The organism is Rhizobium sp. WW_1, assembly GCF_003610155.1.
Lineage (GTDB): Bacteria > Pseudomonadota > Alphaproteobacteria > Rhizobiales > Rhizobiaceae > Rhizobium > Rhizobium tropici_A.
Genome location: NZ_RAIN01000007.1, coordinates 345,356 through 368,062, shown reverse-complemented (window position 1 = coordinate 368,062; position 22,707 = coordinate 345,356). Strand labels below are relative to the sequence as shown.

Sequence of the window (22,707 nt, the reverse complement as noted above, 5' to 3'; positions counted from 1 at the left end):
GACTGCAAATGCGTGATTCCCTGCTAGTACCTGCAAGAGATTCGGGGAGTGCTCGTCATGCCGAGACTTTTTACCGCCCTCGAAATTCCGCGCAATGCGGCCATGAGCCTGTCATTGTTGCGCGGTGGTCTCCCGGGAGCCAGGTGGATCGACGTTGAAAATTATCACATCACCTTGCGCTTCATCGGCGATGTCGATGGCCGCACGGCCGATGAGATCGTCGACCGGCTGGACCGGATAGATCGACCTGAATTCCAGCTCCGGCTGGAGGGCATCGGTTCCTTCGGCTCCAAAAAGCCGCACTCGGTCTGGGCCGGGGTCTCGCAAACGCCTGACATGTTCGCCCTGCAAGGCGAGATCGAGCGGATCTGCCAACGCATCGGTCTTCAGCCGGACCCCCGCAAGTTCACGCCGCATGTGACGCTCGCCAGGCTGAAATCCTCGCGGGTCGATGATGTCGTGCATTATCTCTCCGGCCGCGGCAATTTCTATACTGCGCCGTTCACTGTCGGGCGCTTCGTGCTTCTGTCCTCGCGCGAATCGGTCGGCGGCGGTCCCTACCTCACCGAAGAGATCTTCCCGCTTCACGAGCCCCGCAGCACGTTCCCGTCCTTGGGCAACAGTTCGCTGCAGCCGGCTAAGAGCATGGTATAGACAGCCTCGAAATCCTTGCGCTCGCCGTAATAGGGATCGGGGATGTCCTTGCTGCTGCCAAGCGCAAGGGTGTTGAAGAGATGCAGCTTGCCGAGAGCATCGGCGGGCGCCGTCTTCCGCAAGTTCTTCAAATTGTCTTGATCCATTGCCAGGATCAAATCGAACCGGCTGAAATCTGATGGTTCGATGCGGCGGGCGCGCTGGGCTGAAATATCGATTCCATGATCGGCCGCAACCGCGATCGAGCGGCGATCCGGCGGCTCGCCCTGATGCCAACCGCCGATGCCGGCCGAATCAATCTCGAATTCGTGGCCGCGGCCGGCTTCGCTCGCCAGATGCCTGAATATGCCTTCGGCGAGGGGCGACCGGCAGATATTGCCGGCGCAGACGAAAAGAACCCTGTGACGAACCATGCTATCGTTTCACCGCTAGAGAGGAGTGACCTGCCATGAAATACGAGAAGCTGGACCGCGCGGCAATCGATGAAAATCTTGCGGAACTCGGAGGCTGGGCGCTTGCCGCCGACGGGCTTTCGATGTCGAAGACCTTCAAGTTCCGCAATTTCGTCGAGGCTTTCGGCTTCATGACGGAAGCCGCCCTTGCCGCGGAAAAACTCAACCATCATCCGGAATGGTTCAACGTCTATTCCCGCGTCGAGGTGAAGCTGACGACGCACGATGTCGGCGGCCTGACCGACCATGACGTCAAGCTGGCCAAGGCGATGGAGAAGGCGGCGGCGCGCCGGCTCGATTGAATCGCGCCATGCGATCACCATATGTTTACACGGCCCGCGGGACGGGTGCGAACAGAGGCGAATGGAATGGATGACATCAAGTACGGGGAAATCCTGATGCCTGGTGATGACGAGACCCAAAAAGAGCAGGAGAAATCGGTGCGCAGAAAATTCTGGCCGACCTTGCGAAAGGCGGCTCGCCATATTCCCTTTTCCCGCGACGTCGTTGCCGCCTTTTATTGCGCGCTCGACCCGCCGACGCCGACTCGCGTTCGCGGCATATTGCTGGCGGCGCTCGGCTATTTCGTCATGCCTGTCGATATCATCCCCGATTTCTTTGCCGTCATCGGCTATACGGACGATGTCGCGGTGCTGACGCTCGCCTTCAGCATGATCCGGGGCCATATCCGCCAGGAACATTACGATGCGGCTGATCGGGCTCTGGAGAGCGAGCCGGAGGCCATGAAGACGGCCTGATGCCCACTTTGCGATGGTTGACCTGAATCCTCTCGGGTTTCCATGGATTTATGAGACCTCCCTGATTTTAGCGAGGTCAAATTCTTGCCTGAATCTTTCTGTCTTAAATCGAATCCGTTGGGTGGTACTCCACCATCCAGGTTTTCCAATTCCTTCTGGTGCTTTTCAAGCTTTGTGCGATATCTGGGTTGAAATGGCACGGAGCCAATGGCGGGCAGCGCTCCGTTGACGGTTTGGTAACCTGAATAAAGTCAAAATAAGGCAGCTCACGAGCATCGGCGTGCGTCAATCGAATCGCCATGAGCTCTGGACCGCAAAAAATCGGCAGGAAACCATGTTTGTAAAAAGCTTCGCAATCGCCCTCTCGCTCGTTCTGGCCGGAACCGGCATAGCGTCCGCGCAGACCAAGAAGCAGACGCAGGCAGCGGCAGCAGCAGCGCCGGCGGCTCCGACGCGTATTCAGCAGTTCGACGCCTGGGGCGCCTACTCCTACCAGTCCGCCGGCGGCAAGGTCTGCTACGTTCTCTCCGTGCCGACCACGAAGACGCCGGCAACCGGCATCGACCATGGCGACAATTTCTTCATCGTCTCGCAGCGCCCGGGCCAGAACATTTCCTATGAGCCGCAGGCGATGATGGGCTATTCCCTCAAGGACAATTCCAAGGTCAACGTCGTCATCGACAACAAGACCTTCGTGATGTTCACCAAGGACAAGGCTGCCTGGGTCGAGAACGCAGCGCAGGAGCCGGCACTGGTTGCCGCGCTGAAGTCCGGGCATTCACTGAAGGTTTCGGCGACCTCCAAGAAGGGCACGGCCACCTCCTACACCTATTCCCTGAAGGGTGTGACCGCCGCGCTGAAGCAGATCGAAAACTGCAAATAAGATCGAGGACCGAGAGATCACGACAATGTGATCCCGCCGTCGCCGCGACCGCAATGATGAGGCCGGTCAGACTGACCGGCCTTTCGCTTTTGAGGGCCGATCTTCGCTTTTAAGGGAAAGGGATGACGCGAGCGGAAATTAATGCTAAAGGCCGCGCCAACGATAGGTGTGCGGCAGATAGCTTGAAGATAGCTGGTCCGGCCACCGCATGAATCTTCAGATTTCCGTGCCTTGCCCGCATCCGCAGCTTTCGCCAGCTTTTGCGGCATCGCCGATGTGAACCGTTGGAACGATCCTATGTCCGCCACTGATGTCATAACTCCCTCCAGGCTCAAGCCGATGCCGGTATCGCAGCCGGTCGAGCTTGCGCCGAAGCCGTCGCTGATTGGCCTGACGCGCGAGGAAATGGCGGCCGCGCTCAAGGAAAAGGGCGTTGCCGACAAGCAGATCAAGATGCGCGTCAGCCAGCTCTGGAACTGGATCTACGTGCGCGGCGTCTCTAATTTCGATGACATGGCGAACGTGTCGAAGGACATGCGCGAGATGCTGAAGACGCATTTCACCATCGCGCGCCCCGAGATCGTCGAGGAGCAGGTCTCCAACGACGGCACCCGCAAATGGCTGCTGCGCTTCCCGCCGCGCGGCGCTGGCCGTCCCGTTGAGATCGAAGCCGTCTACATCCCGGAAGAAGGGCGCGGCACGCTCTGCATTTCCAGCCAGGTCGGCTGTTCGCTCACCTGTTCCTTCTGTCACACCGGTACGCAGCGCCTGGTGCGCAATCTGACGGCGGAGGAAATCCTGTCGCAGTTGCTGCTGGCGCGTGACCGGCTTGGCGATTTTCCGGATCGCGAAGCGCCGCAGGGGACGATCATGCCGGCCGAGGGTCGCAAGGTCAGCAACATCGTCATGATGGGCATGGGCGAGCCGCTCTATAATTTCGACAGCGTCAAGACGGCGCTGCTGATCGCCTCCGATGGCGACGGCCTATCTCTTTCGAAGCGGCGCATCACGCTTTCGACCTCGGGTGTCGTGCCGGAAATTTATCGCACCGGCGACGAGATCGGCGTCATGCTGGCGATCTCGCTGCATGCCGTGCGCGACGATCTGCGCGACATGCTGGTGCCGATCAACAAGAAATATCCGCTGAAGGAACTGATGGACGCCTGCCGCGCCTATCCCGGCCTTTCCAACGCGCGCCGCATCACCTTCGAATATGTCATGCTGAAGGGCGTCAACGACAGCCTTGAGGACGCGAAGGGGCTGATCCAGCTCCTGAAGGGCATTCCGGCCAAGATCAACCTCATCCCCTTCAACCCATGGCCCGGCACGAACTACCAGTGTTCGGACTGGGAGCAGATCGAGAAGTTCGCTGATTTCATCAATTCGGCCGGCTATGCCTCGCCGATCCGCACGCCGCGCGGCCGCGATATTCTTGCCGCCTGCGGCCAGCTGAAGTCGGAATCCGAGCGCATGCGCAAGACGGAGCGATTGGCATTCGAAGCGATGATGATCGCCAATCACGGCGAGGATTGAGATCGATGCTCCTTGGACTGCGCAAGCCGATACGCCTCGTCTGGGGCTATGTTGCCGCTTGCGCTCTGATGGGCTTCGTGCTGGCCTGCGTTGCCGCATGGACGGTGCCGGAGACGGCGGCGCCCGAGCTTTTCGTCCTGACCATCGCTCTGACGAAGGTGGCGATGATCGTCAGCATCCTGCCGTCGTTGGTGGTCATCCCCATTCTCGAATGGCGCGGCATGCGCCGATGGTATGGTTATGCGATCTTCGGGGCGATCCTGTCGGCGGTCGCGTCCATCCTGATTTCGGGCGGCATAGAACGGCCGCAGACACTCAATCTGATCACCGTTGCCGTCTGCTTCGCCTTCCTGGGTGCTGCAAGCGCCACCGTCTATTGGTGGATCGCCGGCCGGTTTGCGGGGCGATGGTCCATACTCAGCGAGCCTGAGTGAAGAAGATTTTCACCGCGAAGATCGAGAAGACGCTGGCGAAGGTGTAATCCAGCCCGCGCATCACGCTGCGGTTTTTCTGCAGCCAGGACGACAGGCCATCGGCGGCGAGAATGACCAGCACGTTGATCGGGATGCCGATGACGATGAAGAAGAAGCCCAGGAAGAGCAGCTTGTGCGTGACGGCGGGATCGCCGGCGGTCACGAACTGCGGCAGGAAGGTCATGAAGAAGATGATGACCTTGGGGTTCAGCAGGTTGACCCAGAAGCCATTCGAGATGTTGGCGAAAGGCGTCTTGCCGACGGTATCGACTTTCTTGACCGACAGATTTGAGCCGAAGCGGATCGCCTGGATCGCCAGCCAGAGCAGATAGGCGGCGCCGCCAGTCTTCAGCACGGTGAAGGCGACGGGCGAGGCCGTGATCAGCGCGGAAATGCCGAAGGCCACCAGGCAGGTATGGACGACGACGCCAAGGGTGGTGCCGAGCACGACGAAGAGCGCTGCCTTCTTGCCCTGTGCGAGCGCGCGGCTGATCGACAGCGTCATGTCAGGCCCGGGCGTCATCGCCAGCAGGAGGCTTGCCGCCGAAAAGGCAAGGAGGGTCGGCAGGCTGGGTATGAAGTCCATTAGATGCTCCGAAAGCCGGATAGGGGATGCATTTGCTCTTATCCGGCTTTCGGGGGATTGCAAATCAATCCTTCTTTTCAAGGAAAGCCTTGAATTGATCGGCGTAGTCGGGATGCCAGCGCGACAGCGGCGGCCGGTTCTCGACGATATCGCCGGCGGCCCAGAGCATGCGGCGTTCGTCGACGGGACGGGCGACGTCATTGTCGGGGCAAAGGATGTAGAAATCGCCGCGCTTCAGGCTTTCCACCATGAACTCGACCGTCTGCTCCGGTGTCCAGGCGCCGGCCGGCTTTTCCTTCCGCTCGCCCTTGGTCAGGCCGGTGAAGACGAAGCCAGGGATGAGAAGGTGGGCCGAAATCTTCGCGCCGTCCGTATTGCGGAGCTCATGCTGCAGCGCTTCGGTGAAAACCTTCACGCCGGCCTTCGAAACGTTATAGGCGGGATTGCCCGGAGGCGTGGTGATGCCCTGCTTCGAGCCGGTATTGATGATGACACCCGGCTCGCCATGCGCCAACATGCCGGGTCCGAAGACGCGCGTGCCGTTGATGACGCCCAGCAGGTTGACGCCGAGGATGGCGTCCCAGCCGGCCTGGGCGCTGAAGATCGAGGTTTCCGGGCCGATACCGGCGTTGTTCATCAGCACATGCACGCGGCCGAAACGCTGCAGGACGGTGCGCTCCAGAGCTTCCAGTGCGTCCTTGCTTGAGACATCGGTCTCGACGGCCAGGACGTGTTCTTCGCCAGCGATCACCTTGAGTTCGCTCGCCGCTTGCGCCAGCCGGTCGCCACCGAGGTCGGCGATCACGACGCTCATGCCGAGCGAGGCGAAGTATTTTGCTGCGGCAAAGCCGATGCCGGATGCGCCTCCGGTGATGACGGCAACATTGGTTTTTTTGAAAATAGCTTGAATATCGGTCAAAGGCGTGCCCTCCAGGCATTGCTTGCTCGCCGGCGAATATGGCGCTTTCCGAAAGCGTGTCAAACCCGTCGGAGGTAGCGTTACAGGGCCTCCCCTTGCGCCTCACGATAATCTCGCTAAAAGTTTCGCGACGCAGATTTGCGGGCCTCTCCCCTGGCTCGCCTTGAAATGGAACTCATCATGGCATCACATAAAGACGTGAAGAAAGTCGTTCTCGCCTATTCCGGCGGCCTCGACACCTCGATTATCCTGAAGTGGCTGCAGACGGAGCTGGGCGCCGAAGTCGTAACCTTCACCGCCGATCTCGGGCAGGGCGAAGAGCTGGAGCCGGCGCGCAAGAAGGCCGAGTTGCTAGGCATCAAGGAAATCTACATCGAGGACGTGCGCGAAGAGTTCGTGCGCGATTTCGTCTTCCCGATGTTCCGCGCCAATGCCGTCTACGAAGGCGTCTACCTGCTCGGCACCTCGATCGCTCGCCCGCTGATCTCCAAGCATCTCATCGAGATCGCCAAGAAGACCGGCGCTGACGCCATCGCGCATGGCGCGACCGGCAAGGGCAACGACCAGGTCCGCTTCGAACTTTCGGCCTATGCTTTGAATCCGGACATCAAGATCATCGCTCCGTGGCGCGACTGGTCGTTCAAGAGCCGTACCGACCTGCTCGAATTCGCCGAGAAGCACCAGATCCCGGTTGCCAAGGACAAGAAGGGCGAAGCGCCGTTCTCCGTCGACGCCAACCTGCTGCACTCCTCCTCCGAAGGCAAAGTTCTGGAAGATCCGGCTCACGAAGCACCGGAATACGTGCACATGCGCACGATTTCTCCGGAGGCTGCTCCCGACAAGGCCACGATCATCAAGGTCGGTTTCGAAAAGGGCGATGCCGTTTCGATCAACGGTCAGCGCCTGAGCCCGGCAACCCTGCTTGCCAAGCTGAACGAATACGGCCGCGACAACGGCATCGGCCGTCTCGATCTCGTCGAAAACCGTTTCGTCGGCATGAAGTCGCGCGGCGTTTACGAAACCCCCGGCGGTACGATCCTGCTTGCAGCCCATCGCGCCATCGAATCCATCACGCTCGACCGCGGTGCCGCGCACCTCAAGGACGAGCTGATGCCGCGCTATGCCGAGCTGATCTACTACGGGTTCTGGTTCTCGCCGGAGCGCGAGATGCTGCAGGCCCTGATCGACAAGAGCCAGGAGCATGTCGAAGGCGAAGTGACGCTGAAGCTCTACAAGGGCAACGTCATGACCATCGGCCGCGAAAGCCCGAAGTCGCTCTATTCCGACAAGCTCGTTACCTTCGAAGACGACCAGGGCGCCTACGACCAGAAGGACGCGGCCGGCTTCATCAAGCTCAACGCCCTGCGCCTGCGTACCCTCGGCAAGCGCAACCTGTCGAAGTAATTCGCGACATACAAAAAGCCCGCTTCCGGTCGCCGGAGGCGGGCTTGTCTTTTACGGCGACCTGGAATTAATCCACCGGTCTCAGTTCGCGTTCGATTTCCGCAGGCGCCTCGGCCTTCTGCAGATTGCTGCGGAAAGAGCAAAGCGCATCGTGCAATTGCACCTGCAAATCCTTGTCGAAGCCCTGCGTTGCATTGCGTTCGACTTCGCAGACTTCGCGATCTATCTGCCTCAGCTTCGCATCGGCGGCTTCCGACAATACGATCCGCTTGGCGCGGCGGTCGAGCGGGTCTGGCTGGCGCTCGATCAAGCCGCGTGCCTGCAATTTGTCCAGAAAAGCGCTGACCGTCATCGGTTCCAACCCCATGCGGGAGGCGATGTCGAGCTGACGGCTGCCATTAATAGCGGCGACCTGCATCAGCGTCCGTGCTTCGCCCGCCGTCAGCCCTAGCCCGGCGACAAGAATCCGTCGCTCGAAGGCCGCCCTGATCAGTCGGGCACAATCGCTTACTAGAAAAGCGAGTGAGTCCGTATTAATCCTGCTGTTCATAAGCGTTTCCCTACCTACGCTCTTTGATTTTTGGGGCCCCACAACGTTCTTATTGATTTAGTCTCGTGAACACAACGACTTCTTCAGACCTAAAACGAACACATGCTTGACCGATTTTGGCAGATTGCTACTCTCGCGCGATTACCAGCCGGAACATCCATCATGACACAATCCCTTGTTGTTGGCGCTTTTCTCGCAGCACTATTCTATGTGCTCATTCCTGGTCCCGCTTTTCTGGCTTTGCTCGGCATCGGCGCCGGTCAGGGGCGCAAAGCGGGCGCATTCTTCGTCAGCGGCCATCTGCTCGGCGATCTCGTCTGGTCCACGCTTGCGCTGGTTGCGATCGTCGGTGCCAAGACCATCGGCACGTTCGTCTTCGATCTGCTCGGATTGCTGTGCGGCTTCTATCTTGCCTGGATCGGCTGGAAGGCGGTGACAGCCAAGCCGAAGGGTGACGGCAAGGCGCTCGTCAATGTCGAGCGCCCGTTCCGTCGCGGTCTGATCTTCGGCATCACCAATCCGAAGGGATATCCCGTGGCGCTTGCGACCTTTACGGCGCTTGTCGCCGGCTCCGCCAGCGCATTAACCTTCAGCGCGTTGCCGCTGCTGCTCGTCGTCTCCTTCGTCGGCTTCATAACGGCTGATCTCATCCTCATCAGCATCATTGGAGCGGGTGCCGTGCGGCGTTTCTATCGCGCGCATGAGCGGCTGATCGTGCGTTGCTCCGGTGTGCTTTTCATGGGTTTTGCGGCACAGGCGCTCTGGCATGCCACGCCGGGCCTGCTCGGCTGGCGCAGGGCCTGATCCAGCCACATCAATTTGTTCGGCCCCGCCATACCAATCCGGCGGAGCTAGCCTTATATCGTGCTTCGATCAGATGTCTGTCGAAAGGATGCCCCGCATGTCTTCTCCTACTGCCGTCAATCCCGCGCTCACCGAATGGACCGGACATCAGGGGCTGCCACGTTTCGATGCGGTGAAGGATACGGATTTCGCACCTGCCTTCGATGCCGCGCTTGTTTTGCATGAGGCCGAGATCGATAAGATTGCCGGCAACAGCGAGCCATCGACCTTCGCCAATACCGTCACCGCGCTCGAAATCGCCGGCGACGAGCTGTCGCGCATCTCGGCGCTCTTCTGGAACAAGGCGGGTGCCCACACCAACGAGACGATCCAGGCGCTGGAGCGCGAGATCGCGCCGAAGATGGCGCGTCACTATTCTAAGATCGGTACGAATGCCGCGCTCTTTGCACGCATCGATACCCTTTGGGACAGCCGTGACACGCTCGGTCTGACGTTGGAAGAGACCCGCGTGCTGGAGCGACACTGGAAGGGCTTCGTCAAGGCGGGTGCGAAGCTGCCGAAGGCCGAGCAGGATCGGCTTTCCGCGATCAACGAGAAGCTTGCCGGCCTTGGCGCGCAGTTCGGTCAGAACGTGCTGGCGGATGAAAAGAGCTGGGCGCTGCTGCTGTCGGAAGAGGCCGATCTTGCCGGGCTTCCCGACTATCTGCGCGATGCGATGGCCGCTGCCGCGCGCGAACGCGGCGAAGAGGGCAAATATGCCGTCACCCTGTCGCGCTCGATCATCGAGCCTTTCCTGACTTCGTCCGAACGGCGCGATCTGCGCGAACAGGCATTCAATGCCTGGGTGGCGCGCGGCGCCAATGGCGGCAAGACCGACAATCGCGAGATCATCCGCGAGACGCTGGCGCTGCGGGCAGAGAAGGCCAAGCTGCTCGGCTATGCCAACTTCGCGGAGCTGAAGCTCGACAACACCATGGCGAAGACGCCGGCAGCGGTCAATGAACTGCTGATGGCGGTATGGGCCAAGGCGGCGGCGCGTGCCGGCGAGGAAGAAAGGGATATTGCCGCGCTGATAACAGAGGAAGGCCGCAATCACGAGGTCATGCCCTGGGACTGGCGGCACTATGCCGAGAAGATCCGCACGCGGAAGTTCGATTTCTCCGAAACGGAGCTGAAGCCCTATCTGCAGCTCGAAAAGATCATCGCCGCCTGCTTCGACGTTGCCGGACGCCTCTTCGGCATCAAGGCCGTCGAGCAGAAGGGCGTTCCCGGCTACCATCCCGATGTGCGCGTCTTCGAGATCCGCGACCGGTCCGACAAGCTCGTCGCCTTGTTCCTCGGTGATTACTTCGCCCGCTCATCGAAGCGTTCCGGCGCCTGGATGAGCTCGTTCCAGTCGCAGCACAAGCTGTCGCTGAAGAACGGCCATGTCGGCGAGTTGCCGATCATCTATAATGTCTGCAATTTCGCCAAACCGGCCGAAGGTAAGCCGGCGCTGCTGTCGCTCGACGATGCCCGCACGCTGTTCCACGAATTCGGCCATGCGCTCCACGGAATGCTGTCCAACGTCACCTATCCCTCGGTTTCGGGCACCGGCGTCTCCCGCGATTTCGTCGAACTGCCGTCGCAGCTCTACGAACACTGGCTGACCGTGCCGGCCATCCTCAAGGAATATGCCGTTCACTACGAGACCGGCGCGCCGATCCCGCAGGCGCTGCTCGACAAGGTGCTGGCGGCGCGCACCTTCAATGCCGGCTTCAACACGGTCGAGTTCACCTCCTCGGCACTGGTCGACATGGCCTTTCATACCCGCGGCGCGGTCGAGGACCCGATGGCGGTGCAGGCCGAGGTGTTGGCCGAGATCGGTATGCCGAAGTCGATCGTCATGCGCCATGCGACGCCGCACTTCCAGCACGTGTTTTCCGGCGACGGCTATTCGGCCGGCTATTATTCCTACATGTGGTCGGAGGTGCTCGACGCCGATGCCTTCGCCGCCTTCGAGGAAACCGGCGATGCCTTCAATGCGGATATGGCCGCGAGACTGAAGGCCAACATCTATTCCGTCGGCGGTTCGATCGACCCGGAAGAAACCTACAAGGCCTTCCGCGGCAAGCTGCCGAGCCCGGATGCGATGCTGAAGAAGAAGGGGCTGGCGGCCTGATCGGGCTGTTCACAAGTGTCCGGATGGCGCGATTGCCTATATCGTAGAGCAATTGCCATCCGTGACGACCGTTCTCTTTCAGCTGAGCTTCAAATGAAGGCGAGCCCTATTCCCGCGAGCGCCATCAAGACAACGACGACCCAAGGCGGGGCCTTCCAGGCGACGAGCAAAACGAAGCCCACCAAGGCGGCGGCGAAGTCATAGGGCCGCAGGATCGCGCTCGTCCAGACCGGGTTATAGAGCGCCGTGGCAAGAATGCCGACGACTGCCGCGCTCGCGCCGCGCATGGCGGCTTGGGCCAGAGGATAGCGGCGAAAGTCATCCCAGAATGGCAATGTGCCGACCAGGAGCAGCAGGCCGGGAAGGAAAATTGCGACGAGCGCGATGGCCGCTCCGGCAAGGCCGTGCGGCGCCGGCCCCATGACTGCGCCGAGATAGGCCGCGAAGGTGAAGAGCGGCCCGGGGACTGCCTGCGCGGCGCCATAGCCGGCCAGGAACGCATCGGCACTGACCCAACCGGTATTGACCACCTCGGTCTGCAGCAGCGGCAGCACGACATGGCCGCCGCCAAAAACAAGCGAACCGGAACGATAGAAGGCGCTGAACAATGCCACGCCTTGCGACCCGCTGACGGCGGATAGGATCGGCGACAGGCCGAGCAGCGCAACGAAGCACACCAGGCATAGAAGCCCGATCCATCTGGGAACGCGGAATGAGACGCGGTGGGCGGTGGACGCCACCTCGCTGCGGCAAACCAGCAGTCCGGCGAAGGCGCCGGCTGCGATCGCCACGATCTGGCCGATCGCGCTCGGCACAAAGACGACGATCAGCACGGCACCCAGAGCAATGCTTGCCCGCTCCCTATCCGGCGTCAAAGTGCGCGCCATGCCCCAGACTGCCTGTGCGACCACGGCGACGGCGACGATCTTGAGGCCGTGCAGCAAGCCACCGCCGACCGACCCGCCAAACGCGGTTGCCGCCATCGCAAAGGCGACGAGCAGGATCGCGGAGGGAAGCGTGAAAGCCGTCCATGCGGCAAACGCGCCGCCGAAGCCGCCGCGCAGCAGGCCGAGAGCAAAGCCGACCTGGCTCGAAGCAGGACCCGGCAGAAACTGGCAGAGAGCGACCAGATCCGCATAGCCTTCCTCGCTTATCCATTTCCGGCGCATGACCAGCTCATTGCGGAAATACCCGAGGTGAGCGATCGGACCGCCAAACGAGGTGAGGCCAAGTTTGAGGAAGGCAAGGAAAACTTCGCCAGCCGTACCGTGGGGCTGGCTGGTAGCAGTCTCTGGAGTTGCTGCTGCCGACGATTTCACCAATCAACTCCTTGGTTTTGGCTGGCTTGGACGCCGAGATTCCCGCAAAATAGGATGCTCTCCTATACAGGAGAGCATCCATGTCGCTCTAAGCCGGCGACCCAAATTTTCATCTGTTAGGCGCTCTATAAGAGCCTCCTGCAAAGCCGGTGTGGCAATAACGCGTGCCAGACGGCAATAATTACGGAACTCCTCGGTGTTTCTTTCATCGACAATTTTAAGCAAGACGCTTTCCAGCCGACGAACCCGCTGCTTCGATAAGGGGACACGCTTCAGAAATCTTGCAAGATTCGCCTTGATGTAGCCTGATCGAAAGAACCAGGGGTCGGCTTCGAGGAATTCGATGGCCATTTCCACACCGCGCGCGTCGCCGCCCTTGAGCCGGTCATAATGCTCCCAAAAGTCTGGTGGATAAGCTGCCTCGACGGCACTATGAAAACGTTCAACCAACTCATGCGTTCGTGGAGAAGCATTGATGGCTTTTCGCGCTTCCTCGACATCCCTCGCTCGTACAGCCCATGGAAATTTGCTCAATATGTGCCACCCAAGCAAAACAAATTACGGAAATCCTGCAATCTGCGGCACATTTTGCAACCGGATCCCGCGGCGCAAGAAGCCTTGGATTTCTGACGGCGAGCTATTTGTCGGCCCATGATTTCAACACGCGCACGGTTTCCGATTCCGTTCCGGGCCAAAGCTCGAAAACATACTGGTCATCTCCCTCAAGCCCATCTTCGCTGAGAGTATCGAGACCGGACATGGTCACTCGGACGCCGAGCGGCCCGGCTTGCACCGGAAGACGTGGAGCGGTCGGATCGTAGTCCGTCAAGCCGGCCAGAACGAGTTCGCCTGAAGGGCAGTCAAAACGAGTTTCAACCACATGCTGGAAGGCGTCGAGGTCGAGCGCCGGGCGTTCGTCGTGCCACTCGACGCGCACCGGTACAGTCATATTGCGCGCCGTGTGGAGAATGATCGCATGAGGGCTGACTGCTATGCGGCGCGTGACTACCTCATCGGTATAATCGTCAGGCAGGTCGGGATGGGCCGCGTCACGCAGATATATTTGGAAGTAGTCGGCAAAGAGATTGCCCTCATACAGGGTGTTAGACATATGTGCCTCGATAGGTTGGCAATTTCTGTCGATCAGCCTGAAATTAACATATCAGAGAGGTGGGATGGCAGCCATGCGGCTGCTTTCTTGCCTCCCCCCTTTCGCATTCGCGAAAAAAAGGGTATGAGCGCGCCAAATGCAATTGGCGTGTTTACCAAAACACCGCGCCCCAGCCTCAGAGATTAAGACATATGGCACTTCGCAACATCGCGATCATCGCGCACGTTGACCATGGGAAAACCACCCTCGTCGACGAGCTTTTGAAGCAGTCCGGCTCCTTCCGCGAGAACCAGCGCGTTGCAGAACGCGTCATGGACTCCAACGATCTCGAAAAGGAACGCGGCATCACCATTCTTGCCAAGGCGACCTCCGTCGTCTGGAAGGATACACGCATCAACATCGTCGACACACCCGGCCACGCCGACTTCGGCGGTGAAGTCGAGCGCATCCTGTCGATGGTGGACGGTGCGATCGTTCTCGTCGATGCCGCCGAAGGCCCGATGCCGCAGACCAAGTTCGTTGTCGGCAAGGCGCTGAAGGTCGGTCTTCGCCCGATCGTAGCGATCAACAAGATCGACCGCCCGGACGCTCGCCACGAAGAAGTCATCAACGAAGTGTTCGACCTCTTCGCCAATCTCGACGCCACCGATGAGCAGCTCGACTTCCCGATCCTCTACGGTTCCGGCCGTAACGGCTGGATGAACTATTCGCCGGAAGGCCCGAAGGACGAAGGTCTCGGCCCGCTTCTCGATCTCGTCGTCAAGCACGTTCCGGAGCCGACCGTCGGCGAAGGCCCGTTCCGCATGATCGGCACCATTCTGGAAGCCAACCCCTTCCTTGGCCGCATCATCACCGGCCGCATCCATTCCGGTTCGATCAAGCCGAACCAGGCCGTCAAGGTTCTCGGTGCTGACGGCAACCTCATCGAAACCGGCCGTATCTCGAAGATCCTCGCCTTCCGCGGCATCGAGCGTCAGCCGATCGAAGAAGCGCAGGCAGGCGACATCGTCGCCATCGCCGGCCTGTCCAAGGGCACGGTTGCCGATACCTTCTGCGATCCGCAGGTCACCGAACCGCTGATCGCGCAGCCGATCGACCCGCCGACGGTCACCATGTCCTTCATCGTCAACGACAGCCCCTATGCAGGCACCGAGGGCGACAAGGTCACCTCGCGCGTCATCCGCGACCGCCTCTTCAAGGAAGCCGAAGGCAACGTCGCGCTGAAGATCGAAGAAGCCGAAGGCAAGGATTCGTTCTACGTTTCCGGCCGCGGCGAATTGCAGCTCGCAGTTCTGATCGAAACCATGCGTCGCGAAGGCTTTGAGCTTGCCGTGTCGCGTCCGCGCGTCGTCATGCACAAGGACGAGAGCGGCCAGGTTCTCGAGCCGATCGAAGAAGTCGTCATTGACGTCGATGAAGAGCATTCCGGCATCGTCGTGCAGAAGATGTCCGAGCGTAAGGCTGAAATGGTCGAGCTGCGTCCCTCGGGTGGCAACCGCGTCCGTCTCGTCTTCTGGGCGCCGACCCGCGGCCTCATCGGCTATCAGTCGGAACTTCTGACAGATACGCGCGGCACGGCCGTCATGAACCGCCTGTTCCATGACTACCAGCCTTACAAGGGCGAAATCGGTGGCCGCGTCAACGGCGTTCTGCTGGCCAACGAAGCCGGCGAAGCCGTGGCCTACGCCCTGTTCAACCTGGAAGACCGCGGCCCGATGATCATCGACGCCGGCGAGAAGGTTTATGCCGGCATGATCATCGGCATCCACTCGCGCGACAACGACCTGGAAGTCAACGTGCTGAAGGGCAAGAAGCTCACCAACATCCGCGCCGCCGGCAAGGATGAAGCCGTGAAGCTGACCCCGCCGATCCGCATGACGCTCGACCGCGCGCTGTCCTGGATTCAGGACGACGAGCTGGTGGAAGTGACGCCGAAGTCGATCCGCCTGCGCAAGATGTATCTCGATCCGAACGAGCGCAAGCGTTACGAGAAGGCCCGTCTGGCCTGATCGCCTACCGCTTCGATGCATTCGACCCCGGCCATCGTGCCGGGGTTTTTATTTGCATGTTCGGTTTTTGAGCCCTTGTCCTAAAGGTTAAAAAGTCGTTAATTTTTGTTAATGATCCACGGATAAAGCCTGTGGGCAAGTCTGCCATCTTTATGAATGAGGATGGTTAATTCGCGTTGGTAAGACCAGAGTAGACGTTATGAAGACGTTGTCGATTGATGTTCGGCGGGCAGAACCCCATGATGCCCGAGCCATTTCGGAGGTGCACCGCCAGGCGTGGCAGTATACCTATGCCGGCATCATTCCGCATCGCGCTCTCGGCCAGATGATCGAGCGCCGCGGCGAAGCGTGGTGGCGCAAGGCGACCAGCGGTCCGGCCACGCTGCTGGTTCTAGATGTCGCCGGCGAGATCGCAGGCTATGCCACGCTCGGGCTTAATCGCGCCCGTGCTCTGCCGCAGGAAGGCGAAATCTACGAACTCTATCTGCGCCCGCAGTACCAGGGCCTCGGCCTCGGGCGCATGCTTTTCGGCGAGGCGCGCCGGCTTCTGAAATCTCTCGGCTGCAAGGGGCTGGTCGTCTGGTGCCTCGAGGAGAACGAGAACGCCTATCGTTTCTATCGCGGTCAGGGTGGCGCGGATTTCTGTGAGGGCATCGAGACTTTCGATCACCGGCAGCTCCGCAAGATCGGCTTCGTCTGGCCCTGAGCGGCGCTGTAGCACTTCAAACCTGCCGCATAATTTTCCTGAACTCGATTCCGATCTATGGAATTATGCAGTAAATCCGCCTGTTTCCCGATGCGTTGTTGCGTTGCGGGATGAATCCTATTATTTGGCTGGCGGCAACCATCCTTATTTAGGGGACAAGCATGCGTATCGACGCGATTTCCATTGGCAAGAACCCGCCCGAAGACGTCAACGTCATCGTTGAAGTACCGGTCGGCGGTCATCCCATCAAGTATGAAATGGACAAGGACGCCGGCACGCTGGTCGTCGACCGTTTCCTCTATACGCCGATGACCTATCCGGGCAATTACGGCTTCGTTCCGCACACGCTCTCCGACGACGGCGACCCGATCGACGTTCTGATCGCCAACACCCGTCCGTTGATCCCGGGCTGTGTCATCAACGTCCGCCCGATCGGCGTGCTGATGATGGAAGACAATTCCGGCAAGGACGAAAAGATCATCGCCGTTCCCTCGCCGAAGCTGACGCTGCGCTATGAAAAGGTGAAGGAATATACCGACCTGCCCGAGATCACGCTGAAGCAGATCGAGCACTTCTTCGAGCACTACAAGGATCTGGAGCCCGGCAAGTGGGTCAAGATCTTCGGCTGGAAGGGTTCGAAGGAAGCTGGCGAACTCATTCTCGAAGCCATCGAGCGCGCCAAGAACACCAAGGGCTGATCAGCCGCCATCGATGACGGCGCCAAGCCTTTTAATCAAATCCTCCGGTTCGCCCTCGATCCGGAGGATTTTTTTGCGCGCGGTGTCGCCGCTGACGAAAGCAAGCGTGGATTTGGGGATGCCGAGGCTCTTTGAAAGCAGCGCAATCAGCGCCTTGTTGGCCTTGCCCTTTTCGGGCGCTGCCGAAACACGCGCCTTCAGATAGCATTCGCCGTCGCTGGCGGCTTCCAGCCCGTCGATTGCGTCACGCCCGCCATTGGGCGTGAGCCGCACGGAAAGCCGGAGATGATCCGGAAAGGCCCGCCAGGCCGTATTCACCGCAGAAATAGCGGGACGATCGAATTCCACATCAGCGAGCGGATGAAGAAGATAATGAGCAGCAGGATGACTGGCGAGATGTCGATGCCGCCGAGATTCGGCAGGATACGGCGGATCGGTCGCAGGGCCGGCTCGGTGACCGCATAAAGGAAGTTGCCGACGGAATTGACGAACTGATTGCTCGAATTGATGACGTTGAATGCATAAAGCCAGGAAAATATGGCGCTGGCGATCAAGATCCAGGTATAAAGATTCAAAGCCAGATCAATGGTTTGAAATAAGGCGAGCATGTCCGTCTCCAATTCGCGGTTGACAGACATGTAGACATTGGCGACTAAACGGGCAAGTCCCATGCTCCGAAGCGTGTTGAATCATGTTTAAAAGGCCGATGTTTGCGTTAGCGGCCGCGTCGGAAAGTCTCGTCCCATGTCGTTCGCTGCCAGCGGAGACCGGTTTGCCGCCTTCAGGCACATTGCCTATACTTATTTCTTCTTCGCGCGGTTCTTGACAGCCTTTGCCACACAGGTCGTCAGCGTCTCGGTCGGCTGGCAGATGTATGAGCACACCGGGCAACCGATCTATCTCGGTCTGATCGGCCTGGTGCAGTTCCTGCCGTCGCTGTTGCTGATCCTGGTGACGGGCACGGCTGCAGACCGCTACAACAGACGGCTGATTTCCGCGATCTGCATTTTCGTCGGCACCCTCTGCGCGGCCGCTCTGCTGTTCCTGACGGTATCGGGCACCTTCGCGCCGCTGCCGGTGTTTCTAATCCTCACGGTCTTCGGCATCGAACGCGCCTTCATGACGCCGGCCATGCAGTCGCTGGCGCCCAATCTGATCCCGCCCGCGGATCTGACGAATGCCATTACCTGGAACTCGATGTCCTGGGATGCCGCTGCCATCCTTGGTCCCGTCGCCGGCGGTCTGCTCTACGGTGTCGGCGCCAATGTCGCCTATATCGTGGCCGTTCTTTTCTTTGCGGCTGGTTCGGTGCTGACCTTCCTGATCCCGAAGCCGCAGCAGCGTGTTGCGCATGAACGGCGCAGCCTGAACGAGATGCTTGCCGGCTTCCGTTTCATCTGGTCGGAAAAGGTGGTGCTCGGCGCGGTCTCGCTCGATCTCTTCGCCGTGCTGCTCGGCGGCGCTGTCGCGCTGATGCCGATCTATGCGCGCGATATCCTGACGCTCGGACCCTGGGGGCTTGGCATGCTGCGTGCCGCGCCGAGCTTCGGTGCGATCGCCATGGGCCTGTTTCTGGCGACCTATCCCATCCGCAATCGCGCCGGCATCTGCATGTTCGTCGGCGTTGCCATGTTCGGCGTGGGCACGCTGGTTTTCGGCATCTCGCATACGCCGTGGCTATCGATCGCAGCTCTCGCGGTCATGGGCGCATCCGACCTGATCTCCGTCTATGTCCGCGAAACGCTGATCACGCTCTGGACGCCGGATCATGTGCGCGGCCGCGTCAATGCCGTCAACATGGTCTTCGTTGGCGCTTCGAACGAGCTTGGCGAATTCCGCGCCGGCACCATGGCGCACTATTTCGGCGCGATCCCTGCCGTCGTCATAGGCGGGCTCGGCACGCTCACCGTCGCGATTCTCTGGGCTACAGGTTTCCCGCAGCTCCGCCAGATCGATAGTCTTAATGCGCCGGACCGTGACGGCGAGCCGCAGCCGGCCTGAGGCGTGCGGAATGACGAGGCCGGCGGATCGATACACTTCGTTTTCAGCGCTCCGCGAGCATGAGACCGAGGGCGTCGACTATCGTATCCGTATCGAGGATCGATCGTCGCGTGTCGCTGTCATCGCTCCCCATGGTGGCTTCATCGAGCCCGCCACCTCCGAGATCGCCATGGAAATCGCGGCGGAGAGCTTTTCTTTCTACTGCTTCGAAGGGCTCAGCGCGGACAGGCTGCATCATGAGCTGCACCTGACTTCTGGGCATTTCGACGAGCCGATTGGCCTTAGCCTTGTTTCCCAATCGCTGATCGTCATCGCCGTTCATGGCCGGTTGGACAGGGGTGATCCGGAAACAAGCTGGGTTGGCGGCCTCGATACCTCGCTTGGCGATCGGATCGTTCAAGCATTGCGCCAGAATGATTTCGCGGCGGTTGCGAGGGCGAAGGGGGAAGCTCTGGCGGGGGCAGGCGTCGGCAACATATGCAATCGCGGCAGGCGCGGTGCCGGCGTTCAGCTGGAGATTCCAAGGCACATCAGGGATATGCTCTTGGCGGATGCAGGGCGGCTACGACGATATGCCTGGTCGGTGCGCGGGGCGATCGAGCAATATGATCGAATTCTAGCAGCGGGCTAAGACATCGGCCGGCATTGCCTGCTTGCCTGCGAAAATCATGTCGAGAAATTCGGAAAGCCATGCCTTGAGCGCGGCGTCGAAGATCATGCGGCCTTCCAGGTGCTCGCGGCCCTGCTGGGCGTTCGGCATGCAGAAGCGGTGTTCGCCATGAACGACCCAGCGCTGCATCATGGCGCGGGTGAGTTCGGCATGGAATTGCAGGCCCCAGGCATTGGCACCGTAGCGATAGGCCTGGTTGGGATAGGTCTCGGCCGTTGCCAGCAAATCGGCGCCATGCGGCAGCTCGAAGCCCTCGCGATGGAAGTGATAGACCATCTGCGGCCAGCGCATCAGCAGCCGGCCCTTTTCCGTCGGCTGCAGCGCGTACCAGCCGATTTCGGTCTTGCCGTCGTCGCGCGCTTTCACCTTGGCGCCGAGATGGCGGGCAAGCAGCTGCGCGCCGAGGCAGATACCGAGATAGGGGCGGTTTTCCTTGAGAGGAACCTTCAGCCAGTCGGTCTCGGCCTTGATGAAGTCGTCCGGGTCGTTGGCGCTCATCGGGCCGCCGAAAATGACTGCGCCCGCGTGCCCTTCCAGCGTTGATGGCAGGCGGTCGCCGAGCACAGGGCGACGGATGTCGAGATCGAAGCCCTTTTCCAGCAGCATCTGGCCGACGCGGCCCGGGCTGGAGCGCTCCTGGTGAAGTACGATCAATATCGGTCTGCCAGCGCTCTTCGGCGCTTCAATCATCATTGCCTGTCTCCACCCTCAGACCGGGCGCGCGTGCGGCTGCTTCCTGACGCTTCATGATGCGCTCGCGGTCGGAAATGCCCATTAGGTCGGCGATGCGCCAGATCGCATGGTCTTCCATCTCGCTGCGCTCGCCATCGGCATAGACGATGTCCCAGAGGATACCGAGCAGTTCCAGCCGCTGGGCGCTGTCGAGATGGCGCTTCAGGTCGGATGTGAAGCGATAGTAGTCGACTGCTTCGCTTTCGGCTTCCTCGCCGGCGGCGATCAGCGCGTCGAGCTGGCGTCCATCCAGACCATATTGGTCCTTCAGCAGCTTGCGCAGGCGCTTCTTTTCGCTGTTCTCGATCTTGCCGTCCGCCTCCATGACCTGGATACAGAGCGCCGCAACGGCGACGCGCGGGTCATCGGGTGCAAAGCCGGATTTTGGATGGTCCTGGGTCAGGTTATGAAGGAATTCCTGAAAGCGTTCGAACATTCGTTTCCATTCTTAAAGCGGGCTGAGCAGGGTTCTTGGGGCACCGTGCTCCATCTTCTTGTTCTCACGCAATTCCGGACGCAAAGCTGCGACGCGCTTTTGCCGGAATTGCTCTAAAACAACTTGAGCCGTGTCTTGGGGTCCGGTTCAAGCTTGTGATCCTTCACGCCGGGGTCATCAGGCGCACCGCCGAAGAAGGGCCGGGGCTCGGCATCCTGCGGCGCCGGCTTTGGCGCTGTGGCGGGTGTGCCTGACGCCGGTTTTGCCACGGCGGGCTCCAATTCCTTGACATAGGTATCGGCGACCGGCGGTGCAACTTTCGGTGAAGTCACCTTCTCGTGCACGGGGGCGGAAACGGCTGTACTCACCGGCGGCAGCGACTTCAGCGCCGCATCGACCGATACTGCCGAACCTTCCTCCACCGGACCGTCGATCTGGCCGAAGGGCGCCTTCCATTCGAAGGCGTCGAGACGGCCGGTGACCGGTGACAGCGGCAGCCATTTTTCTGAAACGAAGCCATCGGCAACCCAGGCCGGATCGCGCGGTGCGCGCAGTGCCTGCGCCATCCAGTGGCGGACGCGGCCCTGATCGCCGGTTTCAGCTTCCTCGATGTCGGCGAGCAGCAGGAAGGCGCCTTCCCGCGCGTCGATCCGTGCGGCGGCTTCCGCCTTGGCGCGGGCCTTGGCAAAATCGCCGGCATCCATCGCGGCCTTTGCCGTCAGCAGCAGCGCTTCGACATTGTTCGGGCGAATGGCCTCCAGCCGCTCGGCCCGCTTCAGGCGGTCGGTGACGGAATCGCCGCTGCGTGCCCGCACATAGGCCTTGCCGATCTCCGGATGGGGCTGCGCCTTCCATACCTGTTCGAGGACGGCGGCGGCCTTGCGCACCTTGTCCTCGCGGAAGAGCGCCTTGGCGGCGATCAGCGCTGCCGGCACGAAATCGGCCGCAAGCTTCAGCGCCGCCTGCGCATCGTCGCGGGCGGCGGCGGGATCGCTTTCCAGTTTCTCGGTGGCGCGCGCCGTCAGCAGCACGGCGCGCTGGCGGTTGGCTGTGGCCTTGTCTACGACATGGGCGACCTTCTGCTGGTCGAGAAGCTTGATCGCGTCGTCCCAGCGGCCGGACTGACTGCGATATTCCAGCGTCGCCTGCGCCGCCCAGGGCAGGTAAGGGGCATGGTCGGCGGCCTTTTCGGCATACTGCCGGGCGGCTTCATGGGCGCCCAGGCGCTTGGCTTCCAGATAGAGCCCACGCAAGCCGAGCTCGCGCGTTTCCGGATCGTTGGCCATCAGTTCGAATTTCTGGCGCGCCTCGTCATGCTTGCCTTCGATCAATGCCGCCTGCGCCTCAAGGAGATTGATGAGCGGCTCCTGATCGGCGCGGATGAGGCCGCGCGTGCGCGCCGCCATCTTGCGGGCCAGCAGCGAATTGCCGGCGCCGGCGGCGATCAGGCCGGTGGACAGCGCCTGATAGCCGCGGTCGCGCTTGCGGGCGCGGAAATAGCGGGTAACGGAATGCGGCGAGGTCCAGATCAGTCGCACGAACCACCAGACGATCATCACGGCGGCCACGATCGCAATCAGGATCGCGGCGGCGACGATCAACTTGGTCTGGTATAACTGGCCCTCCCACACGAGCGAGAGATCGCCGGGGCGATCCGCCAGCCAGGAAAAGCCATAGCCGAGAGCCAGGACAAGAATGGCGAAGATAAGCAGTCTGATCATTGCTGCGCTCCGTCATTAGAGCCGGATGATTTTAGATCGTAACGATCTAAAATCTGAATCCGCTCTAAAATCAAATAGGTAGAGCATGATGTCGTCCGAAAACCGCTCACACTTTTCAGCATCATGC

Annotated in this window: 27 protein-coding genes; 14 read left to right on the top strand and 13 right to left on the bottom strand. The window is 60.5% G+C overall.

Annotated features, from left to right (window positions below; genetic code table 11):
• The first annotated feature begins 57 nt into the window (after positions 1–57).
• On the top strand, positions 58–654 hold the full coding sequence (thpR, locus tag BJ928_RS22525; protein ID WP_047630613.1) for an RNA 2',3'-cyclic phosphodiesterase: 597 nt from the start codon (positions 58–60) through the stop codon (positions 652–654).
• Here thpR and BJ928_RS22520 read toward each other — a convergent pair.
• Positions 585–1,067: a low molecular weight protein-tyrosine-phosphatase gene (locus BJ928_RS22520; RefSeq protein WP_047630614.1), complete on the bottom strand. Its 483-nt coding sequence runs from the start codon at positions 1,065–1,067 to the stop codon at positions 585–587. The two genes, thpR and BJ928_RS22520, sit on opposite strands and share 70 nt — an antisense overlap.
• Before the next feature lie 35 nt (positions 1,068–1,102).
• On the opposite strand from BJ928_RS22520, the gene BJ928_RS22515 reads away from it, so the two are divergent.
• The 3 genes from BJ928_RS22515 to BJ928_RS22505 all read left to right on the top strand — a co-directional run bounded on the left by BJ928_RS22515 (position 1,103) and on the right by BJ928_RS22505 (position 2,747).
• Positions 1,103–1,408 carry a 4a-hydroxytetrahydrobiopterin dehydratase gene (locus BJ928_RS22515; RefSeq protein ID WP_047630615.1) on the top strand — a complete coding sequence of 102 codons (306 nt, stop codon included), beginning with the start codon at positions 1,103–1,105 and terminating at the stop codon, positions 1,406–1,408.
• Between the two features lie 66 nt (positions 1,409–1,474).
• Positions 1,475–1,864, top strand: coding sequence for a YkvA family protein (locus BJ928_RS22510; protein WP_047630616.1), 390 nt, complete (start codon positions 1,475–1,477; stop codon positions 1,862–1,864).
• A 334-nt stretch (positions 1,865–2,198) separates the two neighbouring features.
• A complete protein-coding gene (locus BJ928_RS22505) occupies positions 2,199–2,747 on the top strand; it encodes an invasion associated locus B family protein (RefSeq protein ID WP_047631001.1) in 549 nt (182 codons plus the stop codon).
• 17 nt (positions 2,748–2,764) lie between these two features.
• Here the strand turns inward: BJ928_RS22505 and BJ928_RS38580 are convergent, their stop codons facing one another.
• A complete protein-coding gene (locus tag BJ928_RS38580; RefSeq protein WP_147413933.1) occupies positions 2,765–3,064 on the bottom strand; it encodes a hypothetical protein in 300 nt (99 codons plus the stop codon).
• Between BJ928_RS38580 and rlmN the strand changes: the two genes are divergently transcribed.
• Positions 3,045–4,280, top strand: a complete 1,236-nt coding sequence (gene rlmN / locus BJ928_RS22500; protein WP_047630617.1) for a 23S rRNA (adenine(2503)-C(2))-methyltransferase RlmN — start codon at positions 3,045–3,047, stop codon at positions 4,278–4,280. The two genes, BJ928_RS38580 and rlmN, sit on opposite strands and share 20 nt — an antisense overlap.
• Positions 4,281–4,285: 5 nt before the next feature.
• Positions 4,286–4,714, top strand: coding sequence for a hypothetical protein (locus BJ928_RS22495; protein ID WP_047630618.1), 429 nt, complete (start codon positions 4,286–4,288; stop codon positions 4,712–4,714).
• On the opposite strand, the gene BJ928_RS22490 is transcribed toward BJ928_RS22495, so the two are convergent.
• Together BJ928_RS22490 and BJ928_RS22485 are read right to left on the bottom strand one after the other, a co-directional pair.
• A complete protein-coding gene (locus BJ928_RS22490; RefSeq protein ID WP_047630619.1) occupies positions 4,698–5,339 on the bottom strand; it encodes a LysE family translocator in 642 nt (213 codons plus the stop codon). The genes BJ928_RS22495 and BJ928_RS22490 overlap by 17 nt on opposite strands.
• 64 nt (positions 5,340–5,403) lie before the next feature.
• Positions 5,404–6,258, bottom strand: coding sequence for an SDR family NAD(P)-dependent oxidoreductase (locus BJ928_RS22485; protein WP_047630620.1), 855 nt, complete (start codon positions 6,256–6,258; stop codon positions 5,404–5,406).
• A gap of 180 nt (positions 6,259–6,438) precedes the next feature.
• On the opposite strand from BJ928_RS22485, the gene BJ928_RS22480 reads away from it, so the two are divergent.
• Complete coding sequence (locus BJ928_RS22480; protein WP_047631003.1) at positions 6,439–7,662, top strand: argininosuccinate synthase; 1,224 nt, start codon at positions 6,439–6,441, stop codon at positions 7,660–7,662.
• Positions 7,663–7,729: 67 nt separating this feature from the next.
• Here BJ928_RS22480 and BJ928_RS22475 read toward each other — a convergent pair whose 3' ends face one another.
• Positions 7,730–8,212: a MarR family winged helix-turn-helix transcriptional regulator gene (locus BJ928_RS22475; RefSeq protein ID WP_047630621.1), complete on the bottom strand. Its 483-nt coding sequence runs from the start codon at positions 8,210–8,212 to the stop codon at positions 7,730–7,732.
• Between the two features lie 162 nt (positions 8,213–8,374).
• Here BJ928_RS22475 and BJ928_RS22470 point away from each other — a divergent pair, with 162 nt between their 5' ends.
• Together BJ928_RS22470 and BJ928_RS22465 are read left to right on the top strand one after the other, a co-directional pair.
• The gene (locus BJ928_RS22470) at positions 8,375–9,016 is read left to right on the top strand and encodes a LysE family translocator (protein WP_047630622.1); all 642 of its coding nucleotides are present in this window, start codon (positions 8,375–8,377) and stop codon (positions 9,014–9,016) included.
• A gap of 97 nt (positions 9,017–9,113) precedes the next feature.
• Positions 9,114–11,177, top strand: coding sequence for a M3 family metallopeptidase (locus tag BJ928_RS22465; RefSeq protein WP_047630623.1), 2,064 nt, complete (start codon positions 9,114–9,116; stop codon positions 11,175–11,177).
• A gap of 89 nt (positions 11,178–11,266) precedes the next feature.
• Here BJ928_RS22465 and chrA read toward each other — a convergent pair whose 3' ends face one another.
• The 3 genes from chrA to BJ928_RS22455 all read right to left on the bottom strand — a co-directional run bounded on the left by chrA (position 11,267) and on the right by BJ928_RS22455 (position 13,607).
• Entirely contained in the window at positions 11,267–12,496 is a 1,230-nt protein-coding gene (gene chrA, locus BJ928_RS22460) for a chromate efflux transporter (RefSeq protein WP_047630624.1), read from the bottom strand.
• 3 nt (positions 12,497–12,499) lie between these two features.
• The gene (locus BJ928_RS38575; protein WP_147413932.1) at positions 12,500–13,030 is read right to left on the bottom strand and encodes a hypothetical protein; all 531 of its coding nucleotides are present in this window, start codon (positions 13,028–13,030) and stop codon (positions 12,500–12,502) included.
• Positions 13,031–13,133: 103 nt separating this feature from the next.
• Positions 13,134–13,607 (bottom strand): hypothetical protein, encoded by a 474-nt coding sequence (locus tag BJ928_RS22455; protein ID WP_047630625.1) that lies wholly within the window; start codon positions 13,605–13,607, stop codon positions 13,134–13,136.
• A gap of 191 nt (positions 13,608–13,798) precedes the next feature.
• On the opposite strand from BJ928_RS22455, the gene typA reads away from it, so the two are divergent.
• The 3 genes from typA (at position 13,799) to ppa (ending at position 17,020) form a co-directional block, all read left to right on the top strand.
• Positions 13,799–15,616 carry a translational GTPase TypA gene (typA, locus tag BJ928_RS22445; RefSeq protein ID WP_047630626.1) on the top strand — a complete coding sequence of 606 codons (1,818 nt, stop codon included), beginning with the start codon at positions 13,799–13,801 and terminating at the stop codon, positions 15,614–15,616.
• Positions 15,617–15,815: 199 nt separating this feature from the next.
• Complete coding sequence (locus BJ928_RS22440; RefSeq protein WP_047630627.1) at positions 15,816–16,322, top strand: N-acetyltransferase; 507 nt, start codon at positions 15,816–15,818, stop codon at positions 16,320–16,322.
• Between the two features lie 161 nt (positions 16,323–16,483).
• Positions 16,484–17,020: an inorganic diphosphatase gene (ppa, locus tag BJ928_RS22435; protein WP_047630628.1), complete on the top strand. Its 537-nt coding sequence runs from the start codon at positions 16,484–16,486 to the stop codon at positions 17,018–17,020.
• Here ppa and BJ928_RS22430 read toward each other — a convergent pair whose 3' ends face one another.
• Together BJ928_RS22430 and BJ928_RS22425 are read right to left on the bottom strand one after the other, a co-directional pair.
• Positions 17,021–17,338, bottom strand: coding sequence for a DUF167 domain-containing protein (locus tag BJ928_RS22430; RefSeq protein WP_047630629.1), 318 nt, complete (start codon positions 17,336–17,338; stop codon positions 17,021–17,023).
• On the bottom strand, positions 17,335–17,658 hold the full coding sequence (locus BJ928_RS22425; RefSeq protein ID WP_052227595.1) for a YggT family protein: 324 nt from the start codon (positions 17,656–17,658) through the stop codon (positions 17,335–17,337). Before BJ928_RS22425 ends, BJ928_RS22430 begins: the two co-directional genes overlap by 4 nt.
• A gap of 106 nt (positions 17,659–17,764) precedes the next feature.
• Between BJ928_RS22425 and BJ928_RS22420 the strand changes: the two genes are divergently transcribed.
• Both BJ928_RS22420 and BJ928_RS22415 read left to right on the top strand, forming a co-directional pair.
• Positions 17,765–19,021, top strand: a complete 1,257-nt coding sequence (locus tag BJ928_RS22420) for an MFS transporter (RefSeq protein WP_047630631.1) — start codon at positions 17,765–17,767, stop codon at positions 19,019–19,021.
• A 10-nt stretch (positions 19,022–19,031) separates the two neighbouring features.
• The gene (locus BJ928_RS22415; RefSeq protein WP_047630632.1) at positions 19,032–19,652 is read left to right on the top strand and encodes a poly-gamma-glutamate hydrolase family protein; all 621 of its coding nucleotides are present in this window, start codon (positions 19,032–19,034) and stop codon (positions 19,650–19,652) included.
• Here BJ928_RS22415 and BJ928_RS22410 read toward each other — a convergent pair.
• From BJ928_RS22410 to BJ928_RS22400, 3 genes are all read right to left on the bottom strand, one after another.
• A complete protein-coding gene (locus BJ928_RS22410; RefSeq protein WP_047631004.1) occupies positions 19,638–20,381 on the bottom strand; it encodes a glutamine amidotransferase in 744 nt (247 codons plus the stop codon). The two genes, BJ928_RS22415 and BJ928_RS22410, sit on opposite strands and share 15 nt — an antisense overlap.
• Positions 20,374–20,859 (bottom strand): TerB family tellurite resistance protein, encoded by a 486-nt coding sequence (locus tag BJ928_RS22405; RefSeq protein WP_047630633.1) that lies wholly within the window; start codon positions 20,857–20,859, stop codon positions 20,374–20,376. Before BJ928_RS22405 ends, BJ928_RS22410 begins: the two co-directional genes overlap by 8 nt.
• A gap of 113 nt (positions 20,860–20,972) precedes the next feature.
• A complete protein-coding gene (locus BJ928_RS22400; protein WP_047630634.1) occupies positions 20,973–22,580 on the bottom strand; it encodes a heme biosynthesis protein HemY in 1,608 nt (535 codons plus the stop codon).
• Positions 22,581–22,707: the final 127 nt, after the last annotated feature.

Excerpts from the sequence above, each read along its gene's own strand:
- BJ928_RS22520 (WP_047630614.1), bottom strand. The coding sequence starts at position 1,067 with ATGGTTCGTCACAGGGTTCTTTTCGTCTGCGCCGGCAATATCTGCCGG.
- thpR (WP_047630613.1), top strand. The coding sequence starts at position 58 with ATGCCGAGACTTTTTACCGCCCTCGAAATTCCGCGCAATGCGGCCATG.
- ppa (WP_047630628.1), top strand. The coding sequence starts at position 16,484 with ATGCGTATCGACGCGATTTCCATTGGCAAGAACCCGCCCGAAGACGTC.
- BJ928_RS22505 (WP_047631001.1), top strand. The coding sequence starts at position 2,199 with ATGTTTGTAAAAAGCTTCGCAATCGCCCTCTCGCTCGTTCTGGCCGGA.
- BJ928_RS22475 (WP_047630621.1), bottom strand. The coding sequence starts at position 8,212 with ATGAACAGCAGGATTAATACGGACTCACTCGCTTTTCTAGTAAGCGAT.
- BJ928_RS22480 (WP_047631003.1), top strand. The coding sequence starts at position 6,439 with ATGGCATCACATAAAGACGTGAAGAAAGTCGTTCTCGCCTATTCCGGC.
- rlmN (WP_047630617.1), top strand. The coding sequence starts at position 3,045 with ATGTCCGCCACTGATGTCATAACTCCCTCCAGGCTCAAGCCGATGCCG.
- BJ928_RS22455 (WP_047630625.1), bottom strand. The coding sequence starts at position 13,607 with ATGTCTAACACCCTGTATGAGGGCAATCTCTTTGCCGACTACTTCCAA.
- BJ928_RS22425 (WP_052227595.1), bottom strand. The coding sequence starts at position 17,658 with ATGTCTGTCAACCGCGAATTGGAGACGGACATGCTCGCCTTATTTCAA.
- BJ928_RS22510 (WP_047630616.1), top strand. The coding sequence starts at position 1,475 with ATGGATGACATCAAGTACGGGGAAATCCTGATGCCTGGTGATGACGAG.
- BJ928_RS22495 (WP_047630618.1), top strand. The coding sequence starts at position 4,286 with ATGCTCCTTGGACTGCGCAAGCCGATACGCCTCGTCTGGGGCTATGTT.
- BJ928_RS22400 (WP_047630634.1), bottom strand. The coding sequence starts at position 22,580 with ATGATCAGACTGCTTATCTTCGCCATTCTTGTCCTGGCTCTCGGCTAT.
- BJ928_RS22415 (WP_047630632.1), top strand. The coding sequence starts at position 19,032 with ATGACGAGGCCGGCGGATCGATACACTTCGTTTTCAGCGCTCCGCGAG.
- typA (WP_047630626.1), top strand. The coding sequence starts at position 13,799 with ATGGCACTTCGCAACATCGCGATCATCGCGCACGTTGACCATGGGAAA.
- BJ928_RS22490 (WP_047630619.1), bottom strand. The coding sequence starts at position 5,339 with ATGGACTTCATACCCAGCCTGCCGACCCTCCTTGCCTTTTCGGCGGCA.
- BJ928_RS22405 (WP_047630633.1), bottom strand. The coding sequence starts at position 20,859 with ATGTTCGAACGCTTTCAGGAATTCCTTCATAACCTGACCCAGGACCAT.
- BJ928_RS22410 (WP_047631004.1), bottom strand. The coding sequence starts at position 20,381 with ATGATTGAAGCGCCGAAGAGCGCTGGCAGACCGATATTGATCGTACTT.
- BJ928_RS22515 (WP_047630615.1), top strand. The coding sequence starts at position 1,103 with ATGAAATACGAGAAGCTGGACCGCGCGGCAATCGATGAAAATCTTGCG.
- BJ928_RS38580 (WP_147413933.1), bottom strand. The coding sequence starts at position 3,064 with ATGACATCAGTGGCGGACATAGGATCGTTCCAACGGTTCACATCGGCG.
- BJ928_RS22440 (WP_047630627.1), top strand. The coding sequence starts at position 15,816 with ATGAAGACGTTGTCGATTGATGTTCGGCGGGCAGAACCCCATGATGCC.
- BJ928_RS22420 (WP_047630631.1), top strand. The coding sequence starts at position 17,765 with ATGTCGTTCGCTGCCAGCGGAGACCGGTTTGCCGCCTTCAGGCACATT.
- BJ928_RS22465 (WP_047630623.1), top strand. The coding sequence starts at position 9,114 with ATGTCTTCTCCTACTGCCGTCAATCCCGCGCTCACCGAATGGACCGGA.
- BJ928_RS22470 (WP_047630622.1), top strand. The coding sequence starts at position 8,375 with ATGACACAATCCCTTGTTGTTGGCGCTTTTCTCGCAGCACTATTCTAT.